This is a genomic window from Crossiella sp. SN42, assembly GCF_023897065.1.
Classification (GTDB): Bacteria; Actinomycetota; Actinomycetes; order Mycobacteriales; family Pseudonocardiaceae; genus Crossiella.
The window spans coordinates 109,539-131,888 of the sequence record NZ_JAMHIV010000003.1 but is presented as its reverse complement, the minus strand read 5'-3'; the positions used below and the strand labels follow the sequence as shown (position 1 = coordinate 131,888).

Below are 22,350 nucleotides of genomic sequence, written 5' to 3'. Positions count from 1 at the left end.
GGGGTTCACGTCCTTTCCAGGATGCGGGCAAACAGCGGGTAAATGATGAGGACCATGAAGGCGATCAGCAGGCAGGCCAGGGGCCCGACGAGGGCTTCGGAGCGGCGGTTGGCTTCTTCCCGGTCGGTGGCCAGGGCGGCGTGGCGCAGCGCGGCGGCCTTGGCGGTCAGGGTGGTGTAGACGGCGGCGCCGTCGGCAGCGGTGGCCACGATGTCGGCCAGCTCGGCCATCGCCGGCACCTGGAACCGTTGCCCCCATGCGGAGAGCGCGTCCCAGACTGGGGTGCCGGTGCGGCGGGCACTGGCGAGGATGCCGCGGATGCGGGTGAACACCCAGCCGCTGCCCAGCGAGGCGGCCTGCACCAAGGCTGGGGTCGCGGCGGCTCCGGCGGCGCGTTCCTGGGCGACGAGTTCGAGGTAGGAGGCCAGGGTCCGCGCGAACTCCGCACGTGCCGCTCCCGCCGCCCGCCGGACCCGCGCCGCCGGGATCAGCGACCCGCCGACGGCACCAGCACCGGCCAGCACCACAACGGCGAGGGCATCGGCGTCGAAGACGGTGCCGGTCAGGACGACGGTGGCACCGGCCAGCGCAGCCCAGCCCAGGCGTGCGGCGACGTAGCGGGTCATGGTGTGCTGCAACAACTCCAGCTCGACTACTGGTGCGCCCCACCAGCGGCAGGTCGAGTTCGCCGAGCGCTCGGCGAGCACCGCAAGCACCGTCCCCGGCCGCCACCGCTGGCGCTGCGGGTGCACTTCGGTCGTGTCGGGTTGGGCGAGGCGGTCTTGGGCTCGGGTCATGGCGATGACGAGGTTCACCTGCGCCGGTGGTGCCACTGCGGCGATCAGCAGTGCCAGCGCCAGCCCCGCGCAGACGCCCAGTGCGACAGCCAGGCCGGTGGAGTTCATGACCACCACCCCCGTCCGGCACCCGGGGTTCGGGTGTGGTGGAGGAATCCCGGTTCGGGTCGGGGACGGGTGAGCGCGGCGAGCCAGGTGCAGGCCAGGCCGATCATTCCGGCCACCACGGCCAGCCACAGCTGCCCGACGGCGCTGTCGAAGGGCGTGAGGTAGTCCTCGCTGGCGGCCAGCAGGCCGACGGTCATCACGGTGATGATGGCCAGCAGCGCGCGGACGCTGGTGCGCACTTTGGCGCGGTCGGCTTCGACCTGGCGGCGCGCGGCGACGTCATGGCGCAGGGAGCGGGCCAGCTCGTCCAGGATCGGGATCAGGCCGCGGCCGCCGGAGCGGTGTCGCAGGATCAGGCAGGCCACCACCCGGTGCGCGGCGGCGTGGTTGAGTTCGCGGGCGAAGGTCCACAGCGCCGGTTCCAGCCCGCCTCCGCGTGTGGAGGCCGCCAGGGCGTGGACGTGCTCGGTGATTGCGGCGGGGGCGGTGCGGGCGCTGGCGATGATCGCCGCTTCCAGGCCTCCGGCGCCGGTGCCGAGCAGGTCGGCCAACCGGCGGGTCCACTCCGCCACCGCTTCCAGGGTGGTGATCAGGTGGCGGTTGCCCGGTTGCGCCACCACCCGCGGCAGCAGCGCGGCGGCGAGCCCGGCCGCCAGGGCGGCGACCGGCCAACTGGTGGCCCACCACGCCAGCCCGGCGGCGGTGCAGGCCAGCAGGAGGGGGCGCAGCGTGCTCCAGTGTGGGAGCCGCGCCCGCGCCGCTCCGGGACGGTGGGGGTCATGACCGGCTCGGGGCGGTCGCGGGGCGGTGCGGTGCAGGCCGGAGAGGGCCAGCAGCACCGCGGTCACCATGACCGCGCCCAGCAGCACCGCAGCCGCGGTCATGGCAGGTCCCGGCGGAGCAGGGCGGGTTGCCAGTCCCCGTCGCCCTGCTGGAGCAGGGCGGGGTTGAAGCCGTGGCGGACCAGGTCGGCCAGCAGGGCCGGGCTGGGCGGGAAGTCCGGGATCGCGCGGCCGTCGACTGGGCGGGGGCTGAACAGGGCGGTGAGGTCGGGGCGGCCGGCCTCGCCGATCGGGCCGACTTCGGCGATCTCGGTGACGAAGCGCTGGCGGCTGGAGCGGCCGGTGGTGGGGTCGTGGTGGTCGGCCTTGGCCAGCTGCACCACCAGGTGGACTGCTGAGGCGGTCCAGCGGTAGGCGGCCTCCACCGGCAACGGCGGGGTGGCGAGTTGGCCGAGGGCGGCGATCCGGTCGGGGACCGCGGTGGTGGAGGCGGCGTGCAGGGTGGCCATGCCCCCGGCCGCGCCGTTGCCCAGCGCGCGTAGCAGGGAGGTGACCTCTCCGGCGCGGACCTCGCCGACGAGGACCCTGCTGGGTGAGTGGCGCAGGGTTTGCTTGAGCAGGTCGTCCAGGGTGATCTCGCCGACGCCTTCGGCGTTGGCCTGCCGCGTTTCCAGAGGGGTGACCACCGGGTGGGTGCCGAGCAGGTGCAGGCCGAGTTCGGCGTCGTCTTCGACGGTGACGAGGTGTTCGTGGGCGGGGATTTCGCGGGCGAGGGTGCGCAGGAAGGTGGTTTTGCCGGTGTAGGGGCCGCCGGTGATCAGGATGTTCTTCCCGGCACGCACCGCGGCGCGCAGGAACGCGGTCAGGATGGAGTCCACAGTCCCGCCGCGGATGAGGTCATCCAGGCCGGCCTCGTGCAGGCGGTGGCGGCGGATGGCGATGCGGGGCCGCTCCGAGACCGCGATCACCGCCGAAAGCCGGGCGCCGAGCAGACCCCCGGCGGGCAGGCGGAAGGAGACCATCGGGGTGGCTGGGCTGAACTCCCGAGCGGTCTGGCCCATCCGGGCGGCGAGGTCGGCGACCATGGCGGTCAGGGTGGCGTCGGAGTCGGCCACCACGTACGGCCAGTGCTGCATCGAGCCGTCGGCCAGCTCCAGCCACACCTGGTCGTGGCCGTGGATGTGGATGTTCTCCACGTCCTCACGCTCCAGCAACGGCAGCAGCGCGCCAAGCCCGGACATCGAGGCCATCACCGCCTGGGCGAGGTCACGCTCGAAGGCCGACGACACCGGCGGATGTCCGGCCTGGGCTCGGCGCACGACCCAGTCGGTGATCTCTTCCTGTACCAGCCCCAGGACGCGGGCGTGCTCGGCGGCGGGGGCTTGGGGCTCACCTTGGCAGGGGGCACTGTGCCGGTCAACTTCTTCCTGGTGCGCGGCGACGGCGAGGCGGATCTGGCGCACCAACTCGGGGTCCGGCCTGCTCCTTCCTGCCGCCTCGCTCGGCGGTCGGGGGGCGGTGGGCACGGCATGGAGTCCGGCGCGCCGCAGCGGCGGGGCATGGCCGGGATGGTTGATGGTCATCGTGGGGTTCCGTTCACTGCGGCCAGCACCGAGGGCGCGGACCTGGCGGTGGTTGTGGTGGCCCGCAGGCGCTGGGCGGTTCGGGCAGCGACACGCGCGAACAGCGTGCGGGCGATCTTGCGGTGGGCGGCGCCATCGCTGAACACCCGCGCCGCCTCCGCGTCCTCGGGCAGGCTCACCCGCGCCGGAACACCGAAGAGGCCCTGGAGTTGGCGCACGCCCAGCGCGCTCGTCCCGCACACCGCCAGCCCGAGCCGCTCACCCGGGATCCGTTGCCGCAGCGCGGTCAGGGCGGGTTGGGCGGCATGGATGTGCCGTGGGACGGGGCGCACGGTGAGCAGGACGAGGTCGGCGGCCTCCAGCACCGGCCACGGCACCTCCGCCCCATCGCTCAGCCGCCCGCAGTCGGCCAGCACATCCACCGCACCGACCGGCGCAGCAGCCAGCGCGCTCAGCCCCGCGGCCACGCGGCGCCAGCCGGCGTCGCCGACCGCGGAGGACTGGCCCGGATCGGCCAGTCCGGCCAGCAGCCGAGCGTGCGGGGCTGGGGGGGGCTGCCTGCAGGTGACCGGTGAGCTGGTCTGCGGTGACGGTGGTGGTGTGGCGGGTGGCGGTGACGAAGGACAACACCCCAACCCCCAGACCCAGCCAGCCCCCAAGCCACCACGTGGACAACCAGCCGGTGGCGAGGTCGCCGCCGTGCGGGTCGCAGTCGGCCAGCACCAGCGGTGCCGGCCAGCCGTGGGCGAGGGCGGCCGCGGTGGTTGTGGCGCCGGGCGCGGACTTGCCGGACACGAGCACGATCATGGCCATCCCCGTCGACCTCCTTCCTCTACTTCTCCGGGCCCAGCAGCGTGAGGATCACCGGACCGGCCGCGGCCGCGGTGGCCGCGGCGGCGTCCTTGGTGCTGATCAGGACATCGACGGTGACCCCGCCCTGGGAATCCGGCGTCCCGATCCCCGCCACCAGGGCGATGAACGTGCCCCCTCTGGTAACACCCTCGCCACCGCTCTGGTTGGAGGTGACCGGCGTGACCTGGATCCGCTCACCGGGTCGGAGGCCGCGGGCGGGCAGTTGGCCGGGCTTGCATGCCAGACCGAGCAGCTGCTGGTCCGCGGCCGGGATCGGGGTGTCGCTGAGGTGTTGGGGGGCCAGGACGCTGCCCGCGGGCAACCCGGCCACTGCGGTCTTGCCGAGCACGCTGGCGCGCTCCTCCGCGCGGATCATCCGGGCGGCCGGGTCTTCCACGGTGCGGGCCAGGGCGAGGTCAGCCTCGGTGATCCGCTGACCCCAGTCCACCGGGCGAGCCAGCACCAGCACCGTGACCCGGGCATCGTGGGCGGCGATCAGCTCGTAGTTGCCGTACCCGGCCGCAGCGGCCAGCACCACCGCGGTGGCCACCAGCCACCACCGGCGCCGCCGCGGCAACATCACCCCAGCACCCGAGCGGGGAGCCTAAGCCGGTGTGCCGTCCCGCTCGGCGGCGGGCGCGGCGGGGAAAGGGCGTCCCATGCTGCTCACCCCTTTTCCTTACGTAGCAACGCAGGTACGGGCCGGGCCTGGCGCAGGGCCTGGGCTTCCACGACGGCCAGCGGCAGCTCGGCGCGGGAGACCATCTCGGGCAGCCGGCCCCCGGCGGGGGCGGTGCCGGTGGAGCCGGTCCAGCTCACCGACCAGGTGATGGCGAACCGGGTACGGACCTGCCCGCCGGGCTGGCCGTGGGTGGAACGGGGGTAGACGAAGTCGCAGTCCGGGGAGGCCGCGTGCAGGCCCGCCGCGCGGGTGTAGGGGGTGCCGGGGCCGGTGCAGGAGCGGTTCTGGCCCATGCCGGAGTCGAAGGACAGCGCGGTGGGGGTCGCGGTGACCTCGGCCCACACCGGCCCGGCCTGCACCCGCTCCACCTGCGGCCGCCACACCCTCGGCTCGGTCCACAACCAGGTGTGCTCACCGACCACCGTGGCCCGGCGGCCATCACCGAGGTGGACGTCCGGAGACAAGCGTGGCACCGGCAACGGCAACACCAGCTGCTCGTAGGCCCGCGCGGCCAGCTCAGCGGGGTTGGGCAGGATCGGCACCGGTGCGGCACCGGGTGCCGGGGTGGGGCCGGTGACCCAGCCACTGGTCATCCCGTTGCAGGTGCGGGTGTAGGCGACCTTGCCGTCCCCACCCAGCGAACCGGCGTGCCACTCCCGGTACTTGCCGAACATCTCCGACGGGCTGTGCGCGGCCCGGGTGTAGGTGCAGACGGGAGCTGGCCCACCGCGGCCACCGGGGGCGCTCGCGCCGCGGCCGGGACGGCCTGGTTGGCCGGGTGCGGTGGCACCGAGGTCGACGGTCGGGGCGCCGATGTGGCCGAACAGATCGCCGGGCACGACCGTGATCGGGCTGTCCCGGTCCGCTCCTGCCCAGGCCGGTGACGCCGTGGCGAACGCGAGCACCACTGCGAGCACGGCAACCGCGCGAGGGGGCATCATCGGCACGCACCTCCCCCGAACACCACATCCGAGACCCGCCAACGCCCTTCCCCTTCGCGCAGCAGGGTCGCAGTGATCGGATTCCGCTCTACCCCAACGGTTTTCGGTTTCCCGGTCTTGGCGTCAGCTTGTCCGGCCTTGCTGCCGTCCTGGCAGTCCTGGACGGTGGCGCGGCTTCCGGCGACATCCACGCTGGTGATCCGAGCTGTGGGCGCGCCGTAGAGCGCGATCGACTGCTCCCGCAACAGTCCCAAGCCCTGCACGCTCCTGGTCAGTTGCGGATCCGTCGCGACCTTGCTGAGGCTGGGCCGCCACTCCGATTCCGGCCGTTTGTCGATCGTGCTGGCCAGCTGCCAGAACTCCTCGTAGACCGTCTTCACCGCTACCGAGGCATCCGCCGCCGAGCTCGTGGGCGCGACTGGCTGGGTCGTGGTCGACGACTTCGGCTTGGGCGAACTGGTGGTGTCCTTCGGCGTACAGGCAGTGCCGAGCAGGAGTCCAGGGGCCAGCAGGACGAGGGTCAGCCAGCGGGTCATGGTCGGCTCCATTCCGTTCGGTGCGGCGAGCGAGCCGCGGTCAGTGGAAGATCACGATGAGCAGCGCCCCGGCGATCAGCGCAGGTCCCGCCGGAAACCCGGCGCCCTGCCCCCACCGAGCACGACCAGCGACCAGCAACCCCACCGCGACCACTCCCGTCAGCAGGATCGACAACCCGATCCCGCGAAACAGGTGCTCCCAGCCCAAGTAGCCCAGAAAGAGCGACAGCACCGGCAACAACACCGCGTCGCCGCCACCGAACCCGGCGGGCTGCACCACGTGCAGGACCACCGTCACGACCCCGACCACGGCCGCGGCAACCACGCCGCGCCCCAAACCGCCGAACTCGCCCAGCCACGCCGACGCCGCGGCCAGCAGGATCAACCCGCCGAACCCCAGCGCGGCGGTGAGCGGATGCGGCAGGCGCCGACAATCCCAGTCGATGGCCGCTAGGACCAGGCCCAGCGCCACCAGCCAGCACCAGGCCGGCAACGCCGGATCGCCCGCACGGCGAGCACCCAGGCAGGCCAGCAGCACCAGCCCGGCGAGCATCACCACCACACCGCGGTGCTGCACATGCCGCGGATCCAGGTTCGCGCCGAATCGGAGCAGGCAGACCGCGAGCACCGGCCCCGTGGTCATCCCAAAGAGCCCGCAGACCACGGCAGCGGACATGGCGGACTCCTCGATCAAGTAGTGCCGCCGCTCCGGCGGCGTCTGCGTAGTGGCGAACGGCTGGTGCGACCTGATGACCGGACATGGTCTGCCTCCTCGGGTCTTGTAGTTAACGCAGCTCGTGGCACTTGGCGCCCGTCCTGCGGAGCCGCTCCGCTGACACCCAGCCGCCACCCGACCCAGCCAGCTCACGTACTGCGAAGTCGTAGTGATTCGCTGTGTTGATCACGATCGTCGGGGATGCCCACACAACACTGCCTCGGGGGAAGTATCGAATGTGAGATTCATAGAAGGTGTATTGAGGGTGACCGTATGCGCCAGTCCCAGCCGGGGCCGTGTACTCGCAAACGACGGCCTGCATTGAGGTCAGCTGGCGCACTTCGGCGGACGCGGGCGATCCTGTCAGACCGACCGCCGACAACACACCGGTCAGGGCAGTAGCTCCTACAACAACAAGTTTCGTCTTCATGAATGATCAACCTCCTTCCATGTGACCCACGTTGTGCAATGCCCCCTGTTTATCCGACTGACACCAACGGACCGCAAGGTACGTACGACCGGACACTTGTGCCCGTACCGATCAAATACCCGAACGGGGGACGGCAGTCGAACCGGGTCCGCCTTACGGGCAGAGGTGTCCGGTCGTACACACCTTGCAGTCCGGTGCCCCCGTGCTGGTATCAGATAGAAAGACCAATCGATGGAGGAGAGATCATGTGGGCAACTTGTCGCGACTCGCTTCGTCTCCGGGCAGCGATCGCCGCAGGCGCGGTGATATTGGCGTCCGGCTGCGGCGCGGTGAAACAACCGACAGGAGACAGTGCACTGCCCAGCGAACCGTTGTCCGGGCCGCCGACATCCACCGGAATGCCGACCTCAACAGTTCCTGTTGGTGACACCGATGCGGTTCGGGCTGCTCTGGATGCCTATCGAGGCATGTGGCATCAGCTCACTATCGCTGCGGCGAGCAGCAACCACCAGGTCAGTGCGTTGGGCAGCCATGCGACCGGTCAGGCGCTGATCGCGCTGCGCGGGATGATGTACGACGACTCGATGGCTGGCCTGGTCACCTTGGGGCAGCCGACGTTATCGCCAAGGGTGGTCGCCGTTCGGATTCCGGAAGTGCCCATCGAAGCCGACATCGTCGATTGCGTCGACACGACTTCGTGGCGCAAGTACAGGGCACGAGGTGGCCTGGCTGAGGACCGGCCTGTCGGGCGACGAAAGACCTCCGCAGTCGTGCGAAATACCGACGGCGAGTGGAAAGTGACAAAGGTGATCATCGGTGATGTTGATTCGTGCTGAACATCCTGCTCACATCACTGCGCTTTGCGTTTCTGGGACCAGTCGTCGTACGACCTCAAGGCAAGCAGCACGCCGGCCGCCTTGCCAGTGGACCGATAAGTCACCGTACGCGGAAATCCACACTTCTCCTCACGGGTAATGAGCCCTCCTTTCGCCATGGCCATCAGGGTACGGTTGTACACCTTGTCGTGAAGCGCCCTACCAGTTTTCAAGCCACTGTCGCGAACCTGAGCGCGCAGGGCAGTCCACGTTTTCGGGCCTTCATCCAGGGCCACAAGCACCTGCACCGCCCACTCCATGTGCGTAACGCGAAGCGCCTCCTGCGCTTCGCCCCAGTTGATGTCGTTGGCAACCATGTTTCTCCCCATCCTGAAGCCCGGAACCAGTCGCTGCGCTACCAGTCCCGACTTCCCTTCCCCGAACGCACACCCGAGTCCGCCCCCGCCGACCCGAGCCCGTCACACGATCTCGAACCCACCTCCTGTCAAGGGACCGAGGAACACCACGCACTCCCGATCCTCATTCGCTCCCTTCGCCTCAAGCAGTGCCGCGTCCGCGTGCCGGAGCGCCGTGCCTATGGAGATAACGCACCTGTCCGGCGTTGGTCGGAACGCCGCCGCGCCGATGGCTGCCGTGACCGAGATGCCGACCGTGATGTCCTCCCGCGCGTCAGGCGCGAGGATGGCCGTGTCCCGCACCGTGCGGGCGACTCTGCGGGTGACGTGGATCGCTTCGTGCGCATCGGCCACCACGCAGAGCGCGACGAACTCGTCGCCGCCGTAACGGACCAGTAGATCTCCCGGTCGCATGACCGTTCGCAGGCAGTCCGCAACCATCCGCAGCACGACGTCGCCGGCGAGGTGGCCGTGGGTGTCATTGATCGTCTTGAACTCGTCGATGTCGAGCATTAGGAGGACGAGTGCCCCACCGCGCGCGGCCGTCTCACGGAGGAGTCGGGGTGCGGCATCCTCCCAACCCCACCGGTCGGGAAGGCGGGTCAGGTGGTCGAGCCGAGGCGCGTTCACGGCCTGCCCGCACTTGTCGCAATGCGACCCGGTTCCCGGCGCCGCCGAATCGGGCCGCGCCTGACTGCTCCGGGGAAGTGGAGTTCGTTCTCCAGCGAGATCGTCGCCAGCCTCGGCCGCCGAGGCATCCCAACCGGCTGCCGTTGCCGCTCGCGTAGCACGCACCGCTATCACTCCCGAAACTCATCTGAGTAAATGATCTTCATATCTGCGCAGATGTCGAGATTGGCAGCATAGGCACAATCTGGAGAGCTTGTACTCAAGTAGACCCGATTGGGGTATCGCCCTCGAAGGAGTACAAGCGTTTGATGAGAGATGGGCCAGGGGGCGACGGCTCGGGAGGTGACGTCGTGGTCGAGAACGGAATTCGCTCGTTCCCGGCTGTCCTGCAACAGCTCTGCGCTGACACCGATGGTCAGCCGATGTCCAACGTCAAGTTGGCAGAGGCGATCGGGGTCAGCCACAGCTATATCGCCCAGCTACGCCGAGGACAACGTGAGCCGACACTGGCCACGGTCGAGGCCTTGGCGGAGTTTCTGAACGTGCACCCGGCCTACTTCGTCGGCGGACGGCGCGACCGGGCACCGCGAAGCCTGTCGCGACGGCCCTTCAGCGAGAAGCTGAACACCCTTTTCGACTTGGCCCACCACCCGGAGAAGAACGAACTCACCCTGGACGCGGCGGTCGCGGCGGTCCGTGAGCGGGGCAAGGAGCGGGGCGACGCCAACTGGACGATCTCGCCGAGCACGATCATCGATCTGCGCAGCGGCAAGAACATCAACCCTCGTCTGCGGCACGTGATCATGCTTGCCGAGGTCTTCCACTCCCCGCCGGCCTACTTCCTCGACGAGGAACTGGCCGAGCGAATGGACAGCCAACTGAGGTTCCACCGCACCATGGCCGAGCTAGGCATCGAGAAGGTCGTCACCCGCGCACCCGAACTCACCGAAGAGGTTCGCGACTCGCTCGTGCGGACGCTGGTCAAGGCGCTCAGGCCCGAGGCCGCCGCCGCGGTGGAAGAAGCCCTGGCCCGTTCCGCGCGAGCTCCGGAGACACCTGACGGACAACCATCTGGCGGCACGACACATGGCGGTGTGACGTGAGCCAGGAGACGCTCCCCAAGGCGGGACCATGAACCGCAAACAGCTGAAAGACCTTCGCCGGGAACTGATCCGGGAGCTGAACCTCGACCGTTCCGCGAGCACAGCCTCAGTCTGCCTGCGGCTGTGCGACGTCGTGGGCAACCGGCTTCGTCAGCCCATCCACCTGTACTTCGACGACCTGACCGCGCGCGGGCTCAGCGGCTACTGGGCTCAGGACACCGCTGGCAGCAACTTCATCTTCGTCACCACTGCCCGGAGCTGGCCGCACCGGCTGCTCATCCTGCTGCACGAGCTGGCCCACATGATCTGCGGCCATGAGCCCGGACGGATCACCGAGGAAGAGGGCAACACCCTGTTCTCCCCCGACATTTCCCCGGGCCTGCTCAGGATGCTCGCCCGCCGGACCACGTTGACCGCCGCGGACGAACAGGAAGCCGAACAGGTCGCCGGCGCGCTGATGCAGGACCTCCTCGCGGTAGCCGGGCAGCAGCAGGTAGACCCGTTCCAGGTCACCGACGACGACGCCGCCACCCGGGTCTGGTACTCGCTCGGGTTCGCCGCGAACCGGAGCTAAGATGATCTTCTATATCTTCTACTTCCTTTGCGCCATAGGAACTTTGGCGCTGGTCGCGCACAAGTACCGGTCGTGGCGGGCGGCCCCAGCAGCGCAACGCCCGGCGATTCTTCCGCTGTGCACCTCGGGCATCTGCGTCGCCATTGGCTTCCTGGTCGCGGTGCCGCTGGTCGGGGTGAACCTCAACAAGCTCACCGGGATTCCCAGCCTGTCGGTCATCGTCATAGGCGTGGTCACCATGGGCTGGGTCGGCTCCGGCCAGGTCATGTTGCTGTACTGGCGGTACTCGCCCGCACGAGCCTGGCGCGGCGCCCGCTGGATCCTCTCGATCTACGGCGCCATCGCCGTGACCCAGGTGGTCCTGTTCGTGCTCGGCGGCCCGCCGGCCGACCTGCACCTGGAGTTCCTCGTCACCTACCCGGCCGCGCCGTTCTTCGGCGAGCAGATGGCGCTGCACTTCCTGGCCTACACCGTCGGCATGGCCAACATCGCGTACATGTGCTGGCGGTGGACGGCCGAACCGACCACCGCCGGGCGAGCGTGGTTGCGCCGCGGGCTGCGCATCACCGCGGTGGGCATCCTGTTCGGCGTGGCCTACGGCACGGTGACCTTCATCGCGATCATCGCCACCTGGTTCGACCAGGACCTGAGCCTGCTCAGCACCCACGTCGGCCCCTCCTTGAACATCCTGTCCGCGCCACTGGTGATCATGGGCATGTCCATCCCGGTGTGGGGACCGAAACTGCCCATCTCCGTGCAGAAGCTCGCCGACTACCCCGACGCTGTCCGCGACCACCAGCGGCTGCTTCCGTTGTGGCGGGCGCTCCAGCCAGTCGACCCCGAGCTGGTCCACCAGCAGCACCACCTCGGCAGCCGGTTCCAGGCCAGCAGCCGCCTGTTCTGGCGCGTGATCGAGATCAACGACTGGCTGCAGCTGCTGGAGCCCTACCGCTCGGCCCGGACTGCCGCTGCCATCGCCGATCGCATTCGCGAGGCCGACCTCACCGACGCCCAAGCACAGGCCTACCAGGAGGCAGCCGAGATCAAGGCGGCCCTGGCCGCCTACGAACGCGGCGAACGCAGCGCCGATGTCACGACCGTGCCGGAACACGGCGCGGCGGAGCAGGCCCACCACGCGTTCGCGGCCGAACGCGCCCGCCTGACCAGCATCGCAGCGGCCTTCCGCGACCCCGGCCTGAACGACCTGGTCGCGGCCAGCACCGCCCCGGTGGCGAGCACCTCGGACCACGCAGCGGCCACGCCCCGCTGACCCACCTCGAAGGGACCGCAATGCCGACACCTCGGATCCGCAACGCCCTCGTGCTCGGCGGCGGCTTCGCCGGAACCCTCGCCGCGTACGTGCTCTCCCAGGTCGCCGACACCGTCACCGTCGTCGACCGCGACCGCTTCGCCGACGAACCCACCGACCGCAAAGGCACCCCGCACGCACGCCACACCCACGCCCTGGTCTCCGGTGGCGCGCGCGCCCTGGCCGACCTCATGCCCGGCCTGATCGACTCGCTGCTTGCCAAGGGCGCACAGCGGATCGGCCTGCCCGACCGCTACCTGGCCCTGACCCCCTACGGCTGGTTTCACCGCCGTCCCGGCACCCAGTACATCATCGGCAGCAGCAGGCGCTTGCTCGAATGGACCATCCGATCCCGTCTGCCCGACGGCGACCAGCTCCGCTTCGTCGAGGCCACCGACGTCCTCGGCCTGACCGGCAGCTCCGCTGCGGTCACTGGCGCCCGGTGCCGGGATCGCGCCACCGGCGAGGTCATCGAGCTGTCCGCGGACTTCGTGGTCGACACGACCGGCCGCAGCTCCCAGGCCGTCGACTGGCTGACCGAACTCGGCCTTCCCCCGGTACACCAAGTGACCGTGGATCCCGGCATCTTCTACACCACCAGGATCTTCCGCGCCCCTGACGAGGCCACGCAGGACTTCCCGGCGGTCAACATCCAGGCCAACCCGGCGCTGACCACTCGATCCCGCCGCTCCGGCGTGCTCATCCCGATCGAGGACGGGCAGTGGACCGTCACCCTGTCCGGCGCCCCCGGCTCCCAGCCCACTCTGGACGAGGAAGGCCAGCGCGCTTTCGCCGCCAGTCTGCCGGATCCCACCATCGCCAAGTTGATCGCCGCGGCCGAACCCCTCGGTCCGGCCTTCGGCTTTCGTGCGCATGCGAACCGGCGCCGCTACTTCGAGCGCCTGCCGCAGTGGCCACGCGGCCTGGTCGTCATGGGCGATGCCTACGCCACCTTCAACCCGGTCTACGGGCACGGCCTCACGGTCGCCGCCCGCGCCGCCATCGCCCTCCGCGACGGACTCGCCCAGCACGGTGCCGACGGCACCCAGCAGATCCAGCAGTCGATCGCCGCTGCGGCTGACGACGCTTGGACCATGGCCACCACTCAGGACCTCCGCTTCCCGCAGACCGACTGCCCGCGTCCCGGTCGAGCAGCCCGGCTGCAGTACGCGTTCCAGGACTGGCTCGGCCGCAAGGCGATGAACAACCCGACGATCGCCGAGGCGCAAATCGACGTGTTCACCTTGTCTGCGCCGGCGACCAACTTGCTGCGACCCAGCATCCTGCTCAAAGCGCTCCGGACCCCGCACAAGGACGGTCTGAACACGCCGCCGTTCAGCGACGAGGAGCTCCGCGTCCTGGATCCGACGCCGAGCTGATCTGGACGCTCGTTCCTGGCGGGGACGCTGGTCCACCAGGGGGGATGAGGCGGACCAGCGTTCCCCTAGTGGGCCCATCAGGGGGGAGGGACAGGCCCATGGCCGTCGAGGTTAGTCGCGATTTCCCGTTGCTTCACTCGAAAATCGCGGCGCCACCCGGCCGGGTGAACGCCGCGCTCAGAGCTGTGGACAGGCGATGATGCGGACGTCGGGTCCGCTCATGTCGACCCGGACGACTTCCAGGCGCACGATGTCGGCCATGGTGGTGATGTCCGCGTCGCCGACGCGAGGCTTCCCCGTATCCAGCAGCGTGGGCGTCCTGGCCATCCAGAGCGACGTTGCCACAGCCGATCTCCGCTGCACCAGCATCGTCCCCGTGCCCAGGCAGGCTCGCCGGTCCTCGCCAAACGCTGCTGAACCGGATCAGCTGGACCACGACCGGGCGTGTCGCAGTCGCTGCGGCACAGTTCGACGTGTGCACCCTCATGGCGTCCCCGAGCCCACTCCTGTCGCCTTGGGTGTTGTTCGGCGCGCTGTTGGGACCCGGTGCACCTGCCCTGGCCGACCCACCCGTCACCGATGCTGAACGCCGGTCCTCTCCGCCCCGCCGAACAGCCAGCCGGCATCTAGATTGTGCCCATGCCGTTGCCGGACCTCCGCCTGCCGTCGCCCCTCGTCGAACTAACTGATGAGCGTGCCCAACGTCGTGGAGTTGCGGTGTACCTCAAGCGCGATGACCTCATCCATCCCGAACTCCGCGGCAACAAGTGGCGCAAGCTACAGCACAACATCACCGCCGCAAAGGAACAGGGCTTCACACAGCTGCTCACTTTCGGCGGGGCCTACTCCAACCACGTCCCCGCGACCGCCTCCGCGGGTAGGCACTTCGGGTTCGCGACCGTCGGCGTGATCCGCGGTGAGGAACACCTGCCGCTCAACGACAATCTGGCGCTCGCCGTAAGCCGAGGCATGACCCTCAGCTACCTTGACCGCCAGACCTACCGCAGCAAGACCGAGCCAAAGGTTCTCCAGCGTCTGCACGAGGAGTTCGGCGACTTCTACTACCTGCCAGAGGGCGGCAGCAACGCCTTGGCACTGAAGGGCTGCGCCGAGTTGCCAACCGAGATCACCGTCCCCTTCGACGTCATCTGCTGTGCGGTTGGCACCGGCGGCACCCTGGCCGGAATCGCCCACGGCCTGCGGAAGGAACAGTGCGCCATCGGCTTCGCGGCCCTCAAGGGCGGCGACTTCCTCAACGCCGAGGTGGACCAGCTGCAACGTGACGCCTTCGGCGCGGCCAGTGGCAACTGGCAGATCGAGACCGAGTTCCACTTCGGTGGTTTCGCCAAACGCAAACCCGAGCTGGATGACTTCATCGCCGACTTCCAGGCCCGCCACGGCATCCAGCTCGACTGGGTGTACGTCGCGAAGATGCTCTACGGCGTCTTCGCTCTAATCGACCGTGGCCGGTTCGAGCCCGGAACTCGGCTCATAGTCGTCATCTCGGGATGACGACTACGCCTTGTTCTCATAGATTCGTTGTGCTGCCTTGGAAATGTCGTCCTGACACCAGTCCAGTTCCCACTGGCCGCTGTTGATGGTGAAGTCCCGGCCGAACCCCAGCCACATGCCCCGCATCCGGCGCCGGGGCTGGTCCACCACCATCTGGAGCGTGCCGTGGTAGACCGCCCCGCGGTAGTACCCCGTCAACGAGGTTCGCTCGCGCCAGGTGCCGGTTGCCACGGCGGCATCTAGGTTGAGTTCGAGCCGGAGTTCCGATCCGGCGGAATGCGGCAAGCTCTGCGCCACCAGCCGCGCACCGTGCTGCCGCAGGACCACGTAGTGCTCGCCCACGAAATCCGCCCCACGGCCGGTGCTCGGGTAGATGTAGCGGCTGTGCCAGATGCCGGTCAGCGGTTGGGCGGTCGCCGGCGCGGACGCGGTCGGTTGCGTGTCTGCTGATGCGGTGTCGGCCAGGGCCGAGCCGGATGCAGCGAGCGTCAGCCCGGCACTCACCTTCAGCAACAGGTTCCGGCGGCTGATCACACGTCCATCGTCGGCGTGCACCCAGTTCGTCACCATCTCCGCGAGTTGCTGGACGCTGCTGGTCTCCACCCTCTCCACCAAGGCGGTCATCCCAGCGGGCTGGGCGACCTCACGACTGGCGACCATCAGGTCCTGGCCGCTGCGGTAGATCGGGTCCGCCTGGCGGAAGTCGGCGCAGTCAATCAGCAGGTCTGCGAGGCGGCACTGGTACAGCTTGGCCAGTCTGCCGAGCACGTCGAGCGATGGTGCATGGCCTGTGGGCGCGGGCCACTGCTCCCAGTACGAGAAGTTCTTGTCCGACTTGGGATCGTCCGGCCAGCGGTCGTTCCACTCGTCAGCGGCTTGCCGTTGGCTCCAGCCGTGCACCAGCCGCATTGCGACCCGCATGTTGACGCCGTAGCGCTCGCGGAACAGCTCAGCGATCTCCACCCAGGTCTTGTGCAGCGCCCGCTGTTCGGCGGACAGTTGACGTTGCGCCTGGCGCACGCTGCGAACCGGCTCGCCCATCGCGGCCTCCTTCCGGTCTGCCGAGGACCCGGACGGTAGCGGCAGACACTGCGTCCTCATTTTCTCCCCGTTCAACCGGGAATAATTGTCCCACAAGATCACGGTTTTGTCGGGTTCATTGCGGCTCCAACCTGGGCTTTTCTTGAGGGCAGGCACCACTCCACCGGTTCGCTCGACCTGCGACCCGCTTCAGGAGTCAAAGACGTACGGCCTCTCCCTTGACGGTGGTCGGCGCCCCGGTTGAGCAGGTGCAGCCAATAGACCGTCTGTCCATTGTGGACATATGTGGCCGGGAGGTGCGCACGCGATGACCAATGCGAATCCCTTGCCCGCCAACGAGCAGTGCCAACTCAACGGCGAGCTGTTCGCGCCGAATCCTCTTCCTTCAGCTCGTGGTGGCTACTTGGAACGCGGTGACGCGACTACGCGCACCCTCGACGCCTGGTTCTTCGTTCAGGTCTTGCACAGCCCAGATCCCGGCATTAGGAACGACGTACACCTGGTTCGTCGTGACGGCCCGCCGGGCTACGAGGTGCAACCATCTCCGTTTGCCTTGCTGTGCAAGAAGGAACCTCTCGTTTCGTGGTTGCCTCACGAGGTCCGATTGCTGACGAGCTTCTGCGGACGAGCCTGCTCGGCGTGTCTCCGAGCCGCAAGGCCCAGGAACACAAACCCCGACCTCGTCGACTTCTACGCGCCGGTGCTCCAAGCACAGGGATGGCGCTGGGGGGTGCAACTCCCCGGCGCGGTCGAGCCCTCGCTCGCACTGGCACGGGAACCCTGGCTGATCGTGATGACGCTGCCCAGGGTCGGCGCGTCCATCGTGGTGTGCCTGCCGAACTCCTGGAACGCGAACCAGCCACGCGACCTCGGTGAAGAGCGATTCCGCTTCCTCGTACCGGTTGGTGTAGCGGTCGAGTGGGCAGCCACCTCTGAATTGGATGACACGACCCCCTTGGCAGCGGCCGCTCTAGGAGGTCGAGGGTGAACCGGCATCAGCTCGGCAAACACGACCGCGGCCGGCCTCTGTATCCGAAGCAGGCACCGTTGTCTTACATGTTGACCTGCATGGACAGCTGGGTCGACTTGCTGCTGGTGGCGACGGTTGTGGCTGCAGTTGGCCCCACGGTGCTGGCTGTTGCTGCAGTCGGCGAGCTGGTGGGCGACCTTCTTCTCGGGTCGCTCGGCGCGGTGGTGTTGCTGGCGGTGTTCGAGCTCCTTCGCCGCCGTCCCACTCGGGCGCGCGGAACCTCGTCCAGGACCGGTGCTCTCGTTCTGGCGACGACCGTGATTGGTGTCATCTCCGGTGCGGCGGTCCTGTGCGGATTCGTTGAGGGGTGGGCATGAGTGCGCGGGCGCGGCGTTACCGCAGCCTGGCGACCGTCCTGAGTGCGGCCACAGGCACCCCCGTGGTGGCGCAGTTCGACAGGCGACAAGGCCGCTATGTGCTTTGCTGGGAGGCTGGCCCCACGATTCTGGCGCTGAGTTCGCGGGTCAGGGGACAGGTCGAAAGTTTTCCCACTCTTCGCCTTGACGAATTGCTCTACTTGCGAACTGATTCCTCCACCGCGCACCGTCCAGACGGCAATTGGGTGGCCAATCCCGTTCCGGCGCCGAACCATTTTCCTGTGCCGAGTGCTACTGAAAGCCGGTTACCGAAGGGACACCACGGCCGGTGCGCATGACGATCGCCGCGCCCGCGCCGCGGACAAGGACGGCATAAGCCTCATCACGGCCTGCAACTTGTTGAACGAAACCACACCATCCTGAGGGCACCATTATGAGCCGCACCATCAGCAACCTCGACATCAGTCGCAGCCCTAGCTGGACTACTCGGAATCTGGCCGATGTCCTGGAAGCGGCCCGCTCCGCCAACAACGCTTTGCGTCCCGCACCCCGGCCGCCCTCAGCATCGGCGGTGGCCGAGCGCGCAGCCACCTCGACTACCGCACTGGAGTCCCTGCAGCAGTTGCGTCCGGTGCTGACGACGGCCGTCTCGGTCGCGGCGGAGTGGGGAAAGCACCAGTTGGCGCTCAATCTGGCTGAGGCGCTGGGAGAGCAGTTGCTGTCCCACTTCGACAGCGGTCCGATCGAGATCTACACCGTCCGGATGGCAACGGAGATCGCCCGTCACGACCGGAACTGGCTGACTGAAAGCCGGTTGCGTCTGTTCCTGTCAACGCTGCTGCTCGATTCCGGACCGGATGACGTCGCGCTTCAGCTGATCAAGACGGAGAACGCCAAGGCTTGCTACGCGATCGAACAAGTCAGGGCCATCGAGAAGGCGCGCGCCGTGAAAGCAGTGGCCCTTGGTGTGTCGGGCCTGACCGCCAAGTGTGATGATGATCTGGAGGCTGCCGAGCAGTTCGCGGTTGATGCGATCTCCCTGGACAAGGAACTGCACGACACACGGTTGCAGGGGCTGCACACCATGCTGCTGGCCGAGATCGTTTCCGGGCGGGGTGATCACCGGATCGCTCAGAAGCATCTCTTTGACGCCCTGGATCTGCTGGCCGGCGCGGGGGACGAGGTCGGGGTGGGGCGGGTGTGGACCGCCTTGTGCCGCCTGGCGTTGCAGCAGGGGCGCGCCGATCTCGCACTGCCGGACGCGGTAAGCGCTGTCCGGCAGTTGGAGGGCCTGGGTTATCCCCGGTACCTGGCGGTGGCCAAGGCGGTGAAGTCGACCGCCCACTACGAACTCGGCCAGCGCGCCGAGGCGGAGTTCGAGCGCGCTGGAGCGCTCGAACTGGTCGCGCGGGGGACACCTTCAAGGCGCTTGGTGCGAGAGGCGTTGGAGTTGCCTGCCCGGCTGCCGTCGGCAGCCCTCCTGGCGGGACTGCGGCAGCTCGATGCCGCCAGCCACCCCACTCCGTCGTTTCCGACACCCCCGGCGGTAGCCCGAGTGGCACCATACGGGTCGTTTTCAGCCCTGGGCGGGCGCGCGGACGAGTTGGCCCGCCTGAGCAAGGCCGCTGAGGTGGTCACCGTGACCGGGCCGATGGTGGTAACGATCTCCGGGCCCGCCGGCATCGGCAAGTCCGGCCTTTCCTATCGGTGGGCCTCTCTGCACGGTCGAGCCACCGCCCGCTTCGGTGACAGCTGCCTCTACGCCACGCTCAACCACGGCGCGCTCTCCCCAGAGGTGACCACCAGCATCACCCTGGATCAGTTCCTGCGCGCCCTGGGGGTGCCGGTCACCGAGATCGACGCCGCTGGGACCCTAGCCGCCAAACACGCGCTGTTCTGCCAGCTCACCGCTGGCAGAAGGCTGCTGATCGTGCTGGACGACGTCGTCGACACCGCCGATCTTGGCTACTTGGTGCCCGACTCGCCCCTCAGCATGGTCATCATCACCAGCCGCGAGACCATCCCGCCGTTGCGAGCCGGGCAAATCGATATCGCCTTGGGCGCCCTGGACGCCGACTCGGCCCTCGGGTTGTTGGTCAACGTCTTGGGCGGGCACCGCGTGGACGCCGAGGCATCCGACGCCCGACGCATCGCTGCCGGATGTGCGGGGAACCCCAGCGCCCTGCAGATCCTTGCGAGCGGGCTCGCCTTGAAGCCATCGACCACCCTGGCCGCGACAGTCGCTGCGCTGGAGGCCGCATTGGCCGAGGGCGAAGCCGTGATCGAGGCTGCGGTCACGGTGGCCTGTTCCTGGCTGCCGAACGAGATTTTCACCGCATACCAGAGGCTTTCGGTTCTGCCGCTGACCACGCTGACGAAGTCGATCACTGCGGCGGCCCTCGGTCTGTCCACTGTGGCCGAGGCAGGGCGCCTGCTGGAGGAACTTGCTTACCGAAAGTTGATCACTAACAGCGTTGAAGGGCGCTATCGCATCCCGGAGGCCTTCTCCCAGGTGGTGCACCAGCTCGCCTACACCACCCTCGGGGTTACGGAGTGCGAGACGGTGATCCGGCGCGGCATCATCCAGACCGCCTTCGAGGCTGCCGTCGCCGGTCAATGTGCAGCTGAGTACCGCGAGAACCTGCGGGAGCTGCTGCCAAAGGGGCAATGGCCAACCGTGGCGATGGAGCCGAACTGCCGCTTCGACGGTCTCCCTGCCGCGGACTGGCTGGAAGCCGAACGCGTCGTGGTCAGCCAGGTCGCCGTGGCCGCTACCGATCTCGGCGATCCGTTGGTGGCCTGGATGAGCGCGGGCGCGTTAGGACGGCTGTGCTTGCAGCACGGCGGCGTGCCCGAGGCCATGACCGTGCTGAAAATGGCGATTGACTGCATCAGGGAAGCCCTCGGCAAGCTGTCCCCGAGCAAGGCGTCGCCGTACAGATTGCTCCAGGCCGACCTCTTGGTCATGCTGAGCGTTCTCACCCTCTGCGCCCTGCGCACTGTCCCGGCCAAGGACCGCGCCACCCCCACGCGCGAAGCGGAGAAACACCTCGACGCCGCCCGCAAACTATCGGTTCCCGGCAACAAGCTGTGGAAGTTGGGCAAGCTGCTGGACGTGGCGCTTCGGGCTGCCGGTGCACATCACGCGGATCAACTGGTCGCCGAAGCCCTGCATCGCCTGGCGATCGAGCACGCGCGCCAGGTCGGTAAGCAGAGCCCGCAGGGCCAGCACACGTGGATGCTGGGAACCCTCTTGGCCGCAGCTGGCCGGGACGAGGAGGCGGTGTCCGCCTTCACCACCGCCGAGCAACTTCTCCACGACCCGGCCGACAAGGCCACGGTGTTGCTCTCGGCTGCGGTGCTCTTCGCCAGTCAGCGGCACCTGGACCGCGGCATCGCTGTGCTGGAGCACGCCGCGAAGCTGCTCGATCAGGTCGGCCGCGCCGGATTGCTGGCCAAGGTGCATGCCGCGCAAGCGCTGCTGTGGGGGATGCGCAACAACCGGTCCCGGGCCATCACCTTCCGCGACGCCGCGCTGGCCCTGCTGCCCCTGGACGACGGGGAGCAGCTGGCGGATGTGCTCAAGCCTCTGGAGGAATGGTGAGCAGCGTGCACCTACGTGCTGCCGAGTCGCGCTCCACGGAGATCGAGCGCCTGTGGGACGGAGGGCTCACCGGCCGTCAGATCGGGGACGAGCTCGGCTTGAACACCCGGGCGGTAAACCAGGTGCTGAGAGTAATGCGCACCGCACCGCCGCGACGGACCTGGACCTGGCTCGTCGGACCCAGGCGGATCGCGGCCATCGCCTGGCTCCAGCAACGGCGGCAGACGATAAGCGTCAGCGACCTCGTTCGAATCACCGGTCGATCCCGCGGTTCCATCCGGCAGTGCTTGAAGGAGGACCTGAATCAGTGGAGTGATGAGGAGATTGCCCGCGCTCTTGAGCAGTTTCCTGATCCGTTCGACCTCGCCGCCGTCAGCGCGGAGGAACGGGAAGCCTGGGGACAGGTCGCCCAGCACGAGACCACGCTGGCCAACGGCCCTAGCACCCGCCACCCGACGTTTCCGTGCCCAAGCTCCGGCCTGGCGGAGAAGGATCACCACGCTGTTGTTCCCGGTCAGCAACAGCTTCGGCTGGACAACGCCGTGGAGGCAGGCGCAGCCCGCACTCAACCTCACGCCGAGATGGGTTCGGCCACAATCACTCGGCGGCCAATCGACGTCGCGGTGTTCAGCACCGAAGCAAGCCCCGTCCGGCTCTCCCGCGAAGACCAGGTGCGCTGCGCGCTCACGGCATGGCACCTGCGCCGCGAACGGCATTTCACGACCGCCGAGGTCGCCTTCATCCTCGGCCGGTCGCCGTCGGTCATCGGCCACTGCGTGCGGGCGCTGAGCGCCCATACCCGCCCCTCACTGAAAGGCGATCACCGTGCAAGGGCCGCGGAAACCTGCAAACAGCTACTCGCCGCCGGATACGAAATCTGCCGAATCGCCATAACGCTCGGCAGGTCCCACGAGACGGTGCGCCGGCTGCTCAGGGAAGCAGGCGCCATCACTCGGCCGTCACGTGGGAACGACAGGCCCGCCACTCCTGACACCGTTGCCTCACCGTCGGCCGAACTCCCATGACGCCCTTGGACGGGCTGCGCGGGACAGCCGAGAAATGTTCGGTCATCGGCGACTGGTGCCATCCGGCCGACCTGCCCCGGCACGATCCGGCCACCGGCGGTAGGTACTGGCCCTGCATGTACTGCGGGCGACCGCTGTGGCCCGTCGCCAAGTTGTCGGCACCTGCACC

The 22,350-nt window shown here is 68.5% G+C and carries 22 protein-coding genes; 10 read left to right on the top strand and 12 right to left on the bottom strand.

The genetic code is table 11. The annotated features are described in order from the left end of the window. Nucleotides 1–5: 5 nt before the first annotated feature. The 8 genes from M8C13_RS05375 to M8C13_RS05340 all read right to left on the bottom strand — a co-directional run bounded on the left by M8C13_RS05375 (nucleotide 6) and on the right by M8C13_RS05340 (nucleotide 6,957). Nucleotides 6–905: a pilus assembly protein TadB gene (locus tag M8C13_RS05375; RefSeq protein WP_252479340.1), complete on the bottom strand. Its 900-nt coding sequence runs from the start codon at nucleotides 903–905 to the stop codon at nucleotides 6–8. Further along, entirely contained in the window at nucleotides 902–1,789 is an 888-nt protein-coding gene (locus M8C13_RS05370) for a type II secretion system F family protein (RefSeq protein WP_252479339.1), read from the bottom strand. The genes M8C13_RS05375 and M8C13_RS05370 overlap by 4 nt, the downstream gene beginning before the upstream one ends. Then, nucleotides 1,786–3,270, bottom strand: coding sequence for a CpaF family protein (locus M8C13_RS05365; RefSeq protein WP_252479338.1), 1,485 nt, complete (start codon nucleotides 3,268–3,270; stop codon nucleotides 1,786–1,788). Before M8C13_RS05365 ends, M8C13_RS05370 begins: the two co-directional genes overlap by 4 nt. Further along, nucleotides 3,267–3,737: a hypothetical protein gene (locus M8C13_RS05360; RefSeq protein ID WP_252479337.1), complete on the bottom strand. Its 471-nt coding sequence runs from the start codon at nucleotides 3,735–3,737 to the stop codon at nucleotides 3,267–3,269. Before M8C13_RS05360 ends, M8C13_RS05365 begins: the two co-directional genes overlap by 4 nt. Before the next feature lie 365 nt (nucleotides 3,738–4,102). Beyond that, nucleotides 4,103–4,702, bottom strand: a complete 600-nt coding sequence (locus M8C13_RS05355; RefSeq protein WP_252479533.1) for an SAF domain-containing protein — start codon at nucleotides 4,700–4,702, stop codon at nucleotides 4,103–4,105. Between the two features lie 86 nt (nucleotides 4,703–4,788). Beyond that, on the bottom strand, nucleotides 4,789–5,745 hold the full coding sequence (locus tag M8C13_RS05350) for a hypothetical protein (protein ID WP_252479336.1): 957 nt from the start codon (nucleotides 5,743–5,745) through the stop codon (nucleotides 4,789–4,791). After that, on the bottom strand, nucleotides 5,742–6,281 hold the full coding sequence (locus M8C13_RS05345; protein ID WP_252479335.1) for a hypothetical protein: 540 nt from the start codon (nucleotides 6,279–6,281) through the stop codon (nucleotides 5,742–5,744). Before M8C13_RS05345 ends, M8C13_RS05350 begins: the two co-directional genes overlap by 4 nt. A 40-nt stretch (nucleotides 6,282–6,321) precedes the next feature. Further along, on the bottom strand, nucleotides 6,322–6,957 hold the full coding sequence (locus M8C13_RS05340) for a prepilin peptidase (protein ID WP_252479334.1): 636 nt from the start codon (nucleotides 6,955–6,957) through the stop codon (nucleotides 6,322–6,324). 798 nt (nucleotides 6,958–7,755) lie between these two features. Between M8C13_RS05340 and M8C13_RS05335 the strand changes: the two genes are divergently transcribed. Beyond that, nucleotides 7,756–8,262: a hypothetical protein gene (locus tag M8C13_RS05335; RefSeq protein ID WP_252479333.1), complete on the top strand. Its 507-nt coding sequence runs from the start codon at nucleotides 7,756–7,758 to the stop codon at nucleotides 8,260–8,262. A gap of 14 nt (nucleotides 8,263–8,276) precedes the next feature. Here M8C13_RS05335 and M8C13_RS05330 read toward each other — a convergent pair whose 3' ends face one another. Both M8C13_RS05330 and M8C13_RS05325 read right to left on the bottom strand, forming a co-directional pair. Then, nucleotides 8,277–8,618: a hypothetical protein gene (locus tag M8C13_RS05330; protein ID WP_252479332.1), complete on the bottom strand. Its 342-nt coding sequence runs from the start codon at nucleotides 8,616–8,618 to the stop codon at nucleotides 8,277–8,279. Nucleotides 8,619–8,720: 102 nt separating this feature from the next. After that, nucleotides 8,721–9,287 (bottom strand): GGDEF domain-containing protein, encoded by a 567-nt coding sequence (locus M8C13_RS05325; protein WP_252479331.1) that lies wholly within the window; start codon nucleotides 9,285–9,287, stop codon nucleotides 8,721–8,723. 350 nt (nucleotides 9,288–9,637) lie between these two features. Between M8C13_RS05325 and M8C13_RS05320 the strand changes: the two genes are divergently transcribed. From M8C13_RS05320 to M8C13_RS05305, 4 genes are read left to right on the top strand one after another with little or no spacing between them, the layout of a single operon-like run. Continuing rightward, entirely contained in the window at nucleotides 9,638–10,390 is a 753-nt protein-coding gene (locus tag M8C13_RS05320; protein WP_252479330.1) for a helix-turn-helix domain-containing protein, read from the top strand. Between the two features lie 28 nt (nucleotides 10,391–10,418). Continuing rightward, nucleotides 10,419–10,964: an ImmA/IrrE family metallo-endopeptidase gene (locus M8C13_RS05315; protein WP_252479329.1), complete on the top strand. Its 546-nt coding sequence runs from the start codon at nucleotides 10,419–10,421 to the stop codon at nucleotides 10,962–10,964. Nucleotide 10,965: 1 nt separating this feature from the next. Beyond that, entirely contained in the window at nucleotides 10,966–12,234 is a 1,269-nt protein-coding gene (locus M8C13_RS05310) for an MAB_1171c family putative transporter (RefSeq protein ID WP_252479328.1), read from the top strand. Nucleotides 12,235–12,254: 20 nt separating this feature from the next. Continuing rightward, a complete protein-coding gene (locus M8C13_RS05305) occupies nucleotides 12,255–13,652 on the top strand; it encodes an NAD(P)/FAD-dependent oxidoreductase (RefSeq protein ID WP_252479327.1) in 1,398 nt (465 codons plus the stop codon). A 177-nt stretch (nucleotides 13,653–13,829) separates the two neighbouring features. On the opposite strand, the gene M8C13_RS05300 is transcribed toward M8C13_RS05305, so the two are convergent. Next, entirely contained in the window at nucleotides 13,830–13,979 is a 150-nt protein-coding gene (locus tag M8C13_RS05300) for a hypothetical protein (protein ID WP_252479326.1), read from the bottom strand. 312 nt (nucleotides 13,980–14,291) lie between these two features. Between M8C13_RS05300 and M8C13_RS05295 the strand changes: the two genes are divergently transcribed. Continuing rightward, complete coding sequence (locus M8C13_RS05295; RefSeq protein ID WP_252479325.1) at nucleotides 14,292–15,164, top strand: 1-aminocyclopropane-1-carboxylate deaminase/D-cysteine desulfhydrase; 873 nt, start codon at nucleotides 14,292–14,294, stop codon at nucleotides 15,162–15,164. Nucleotides 15,165–15,167: 3 nt separating this feature from the next. Here M8C13_RS05295 and M8C13_RS05290 read toward each other — a convergent pair whose 3' ends face one another. After that, nucleotides 15,168–16,205, bottom strand: coding sequence for a hypothetical protein (locus tag M8C13_RS05290; protein ID WP_252479324.1), 1,038 nt, complete (start codon nucleotides 16,203–16,205; stop codon nucleotides 15,168–15,170). A gap of 307 nt (nucleotides 16,206–16,512) precedes the next feature. Between M8C13_RS05290 and M8C13_RS05285 the strand changes: the two genes are divergently transcribed. From M8C13_RS05285 to M8C13_RS05270, 4 genes are all read left to right on the top strand, one after another. After that, nucleotides 16,513–17,193 (top strand): hypothetical protein, encoded by a 681-nt coding sequence (locus tag M8C13_RS05285; RefSeq protein ID WP_252479323.1) that lies wholly within the window; start codon nucleotides 16,513–16,515, stop codon nucleotides 17,191–17,193. Then, a complete protein-coding gene (locus tag M8C13_RS05280; protein WP_252479322.1) occupies nucleotides 17,190–17,552 on the top strand; it encodes a hypothetical protein in 363 nt (120 codons plus the stop codon). Before M8C13_RS05285 ends, M8C13_RS05280 begins: the two co-directional genes overlap by 4 nt. 433 nt (nucleotides 17,553–17,985) lie before the next feature. Next, complete coding sequence (locus M8C13_RS05275) at nucleotides 17,986–21,156, top strand: NB-ARC domain-containing protein (RefSeq protein ID WP_252479321.1); 3,171 nt, start codon at nucleotides 17,986–17,988, stop codon at nucleotides 21,154–21,156. Next, the gene (locus M8C13_RS05270) at nucleotides 21,153–22,181 is read left to right on the top strand and encodes a helix-turn-helix domain-containing protein (RefSeq protein WP_252479320.1); all 1,029 of its coding nucleotides are present in this window, start codon (nucleotides 21,153–21,155) and stop codon (nucleotides 22,179–22,181) included. Before M8C13_RS05275 ends, M8C13_RS05270 begins: the two co-directional genes overlap by 4 nt. Nucleotides 22,182–22,350: the final 169 nt, after the last annotated feature.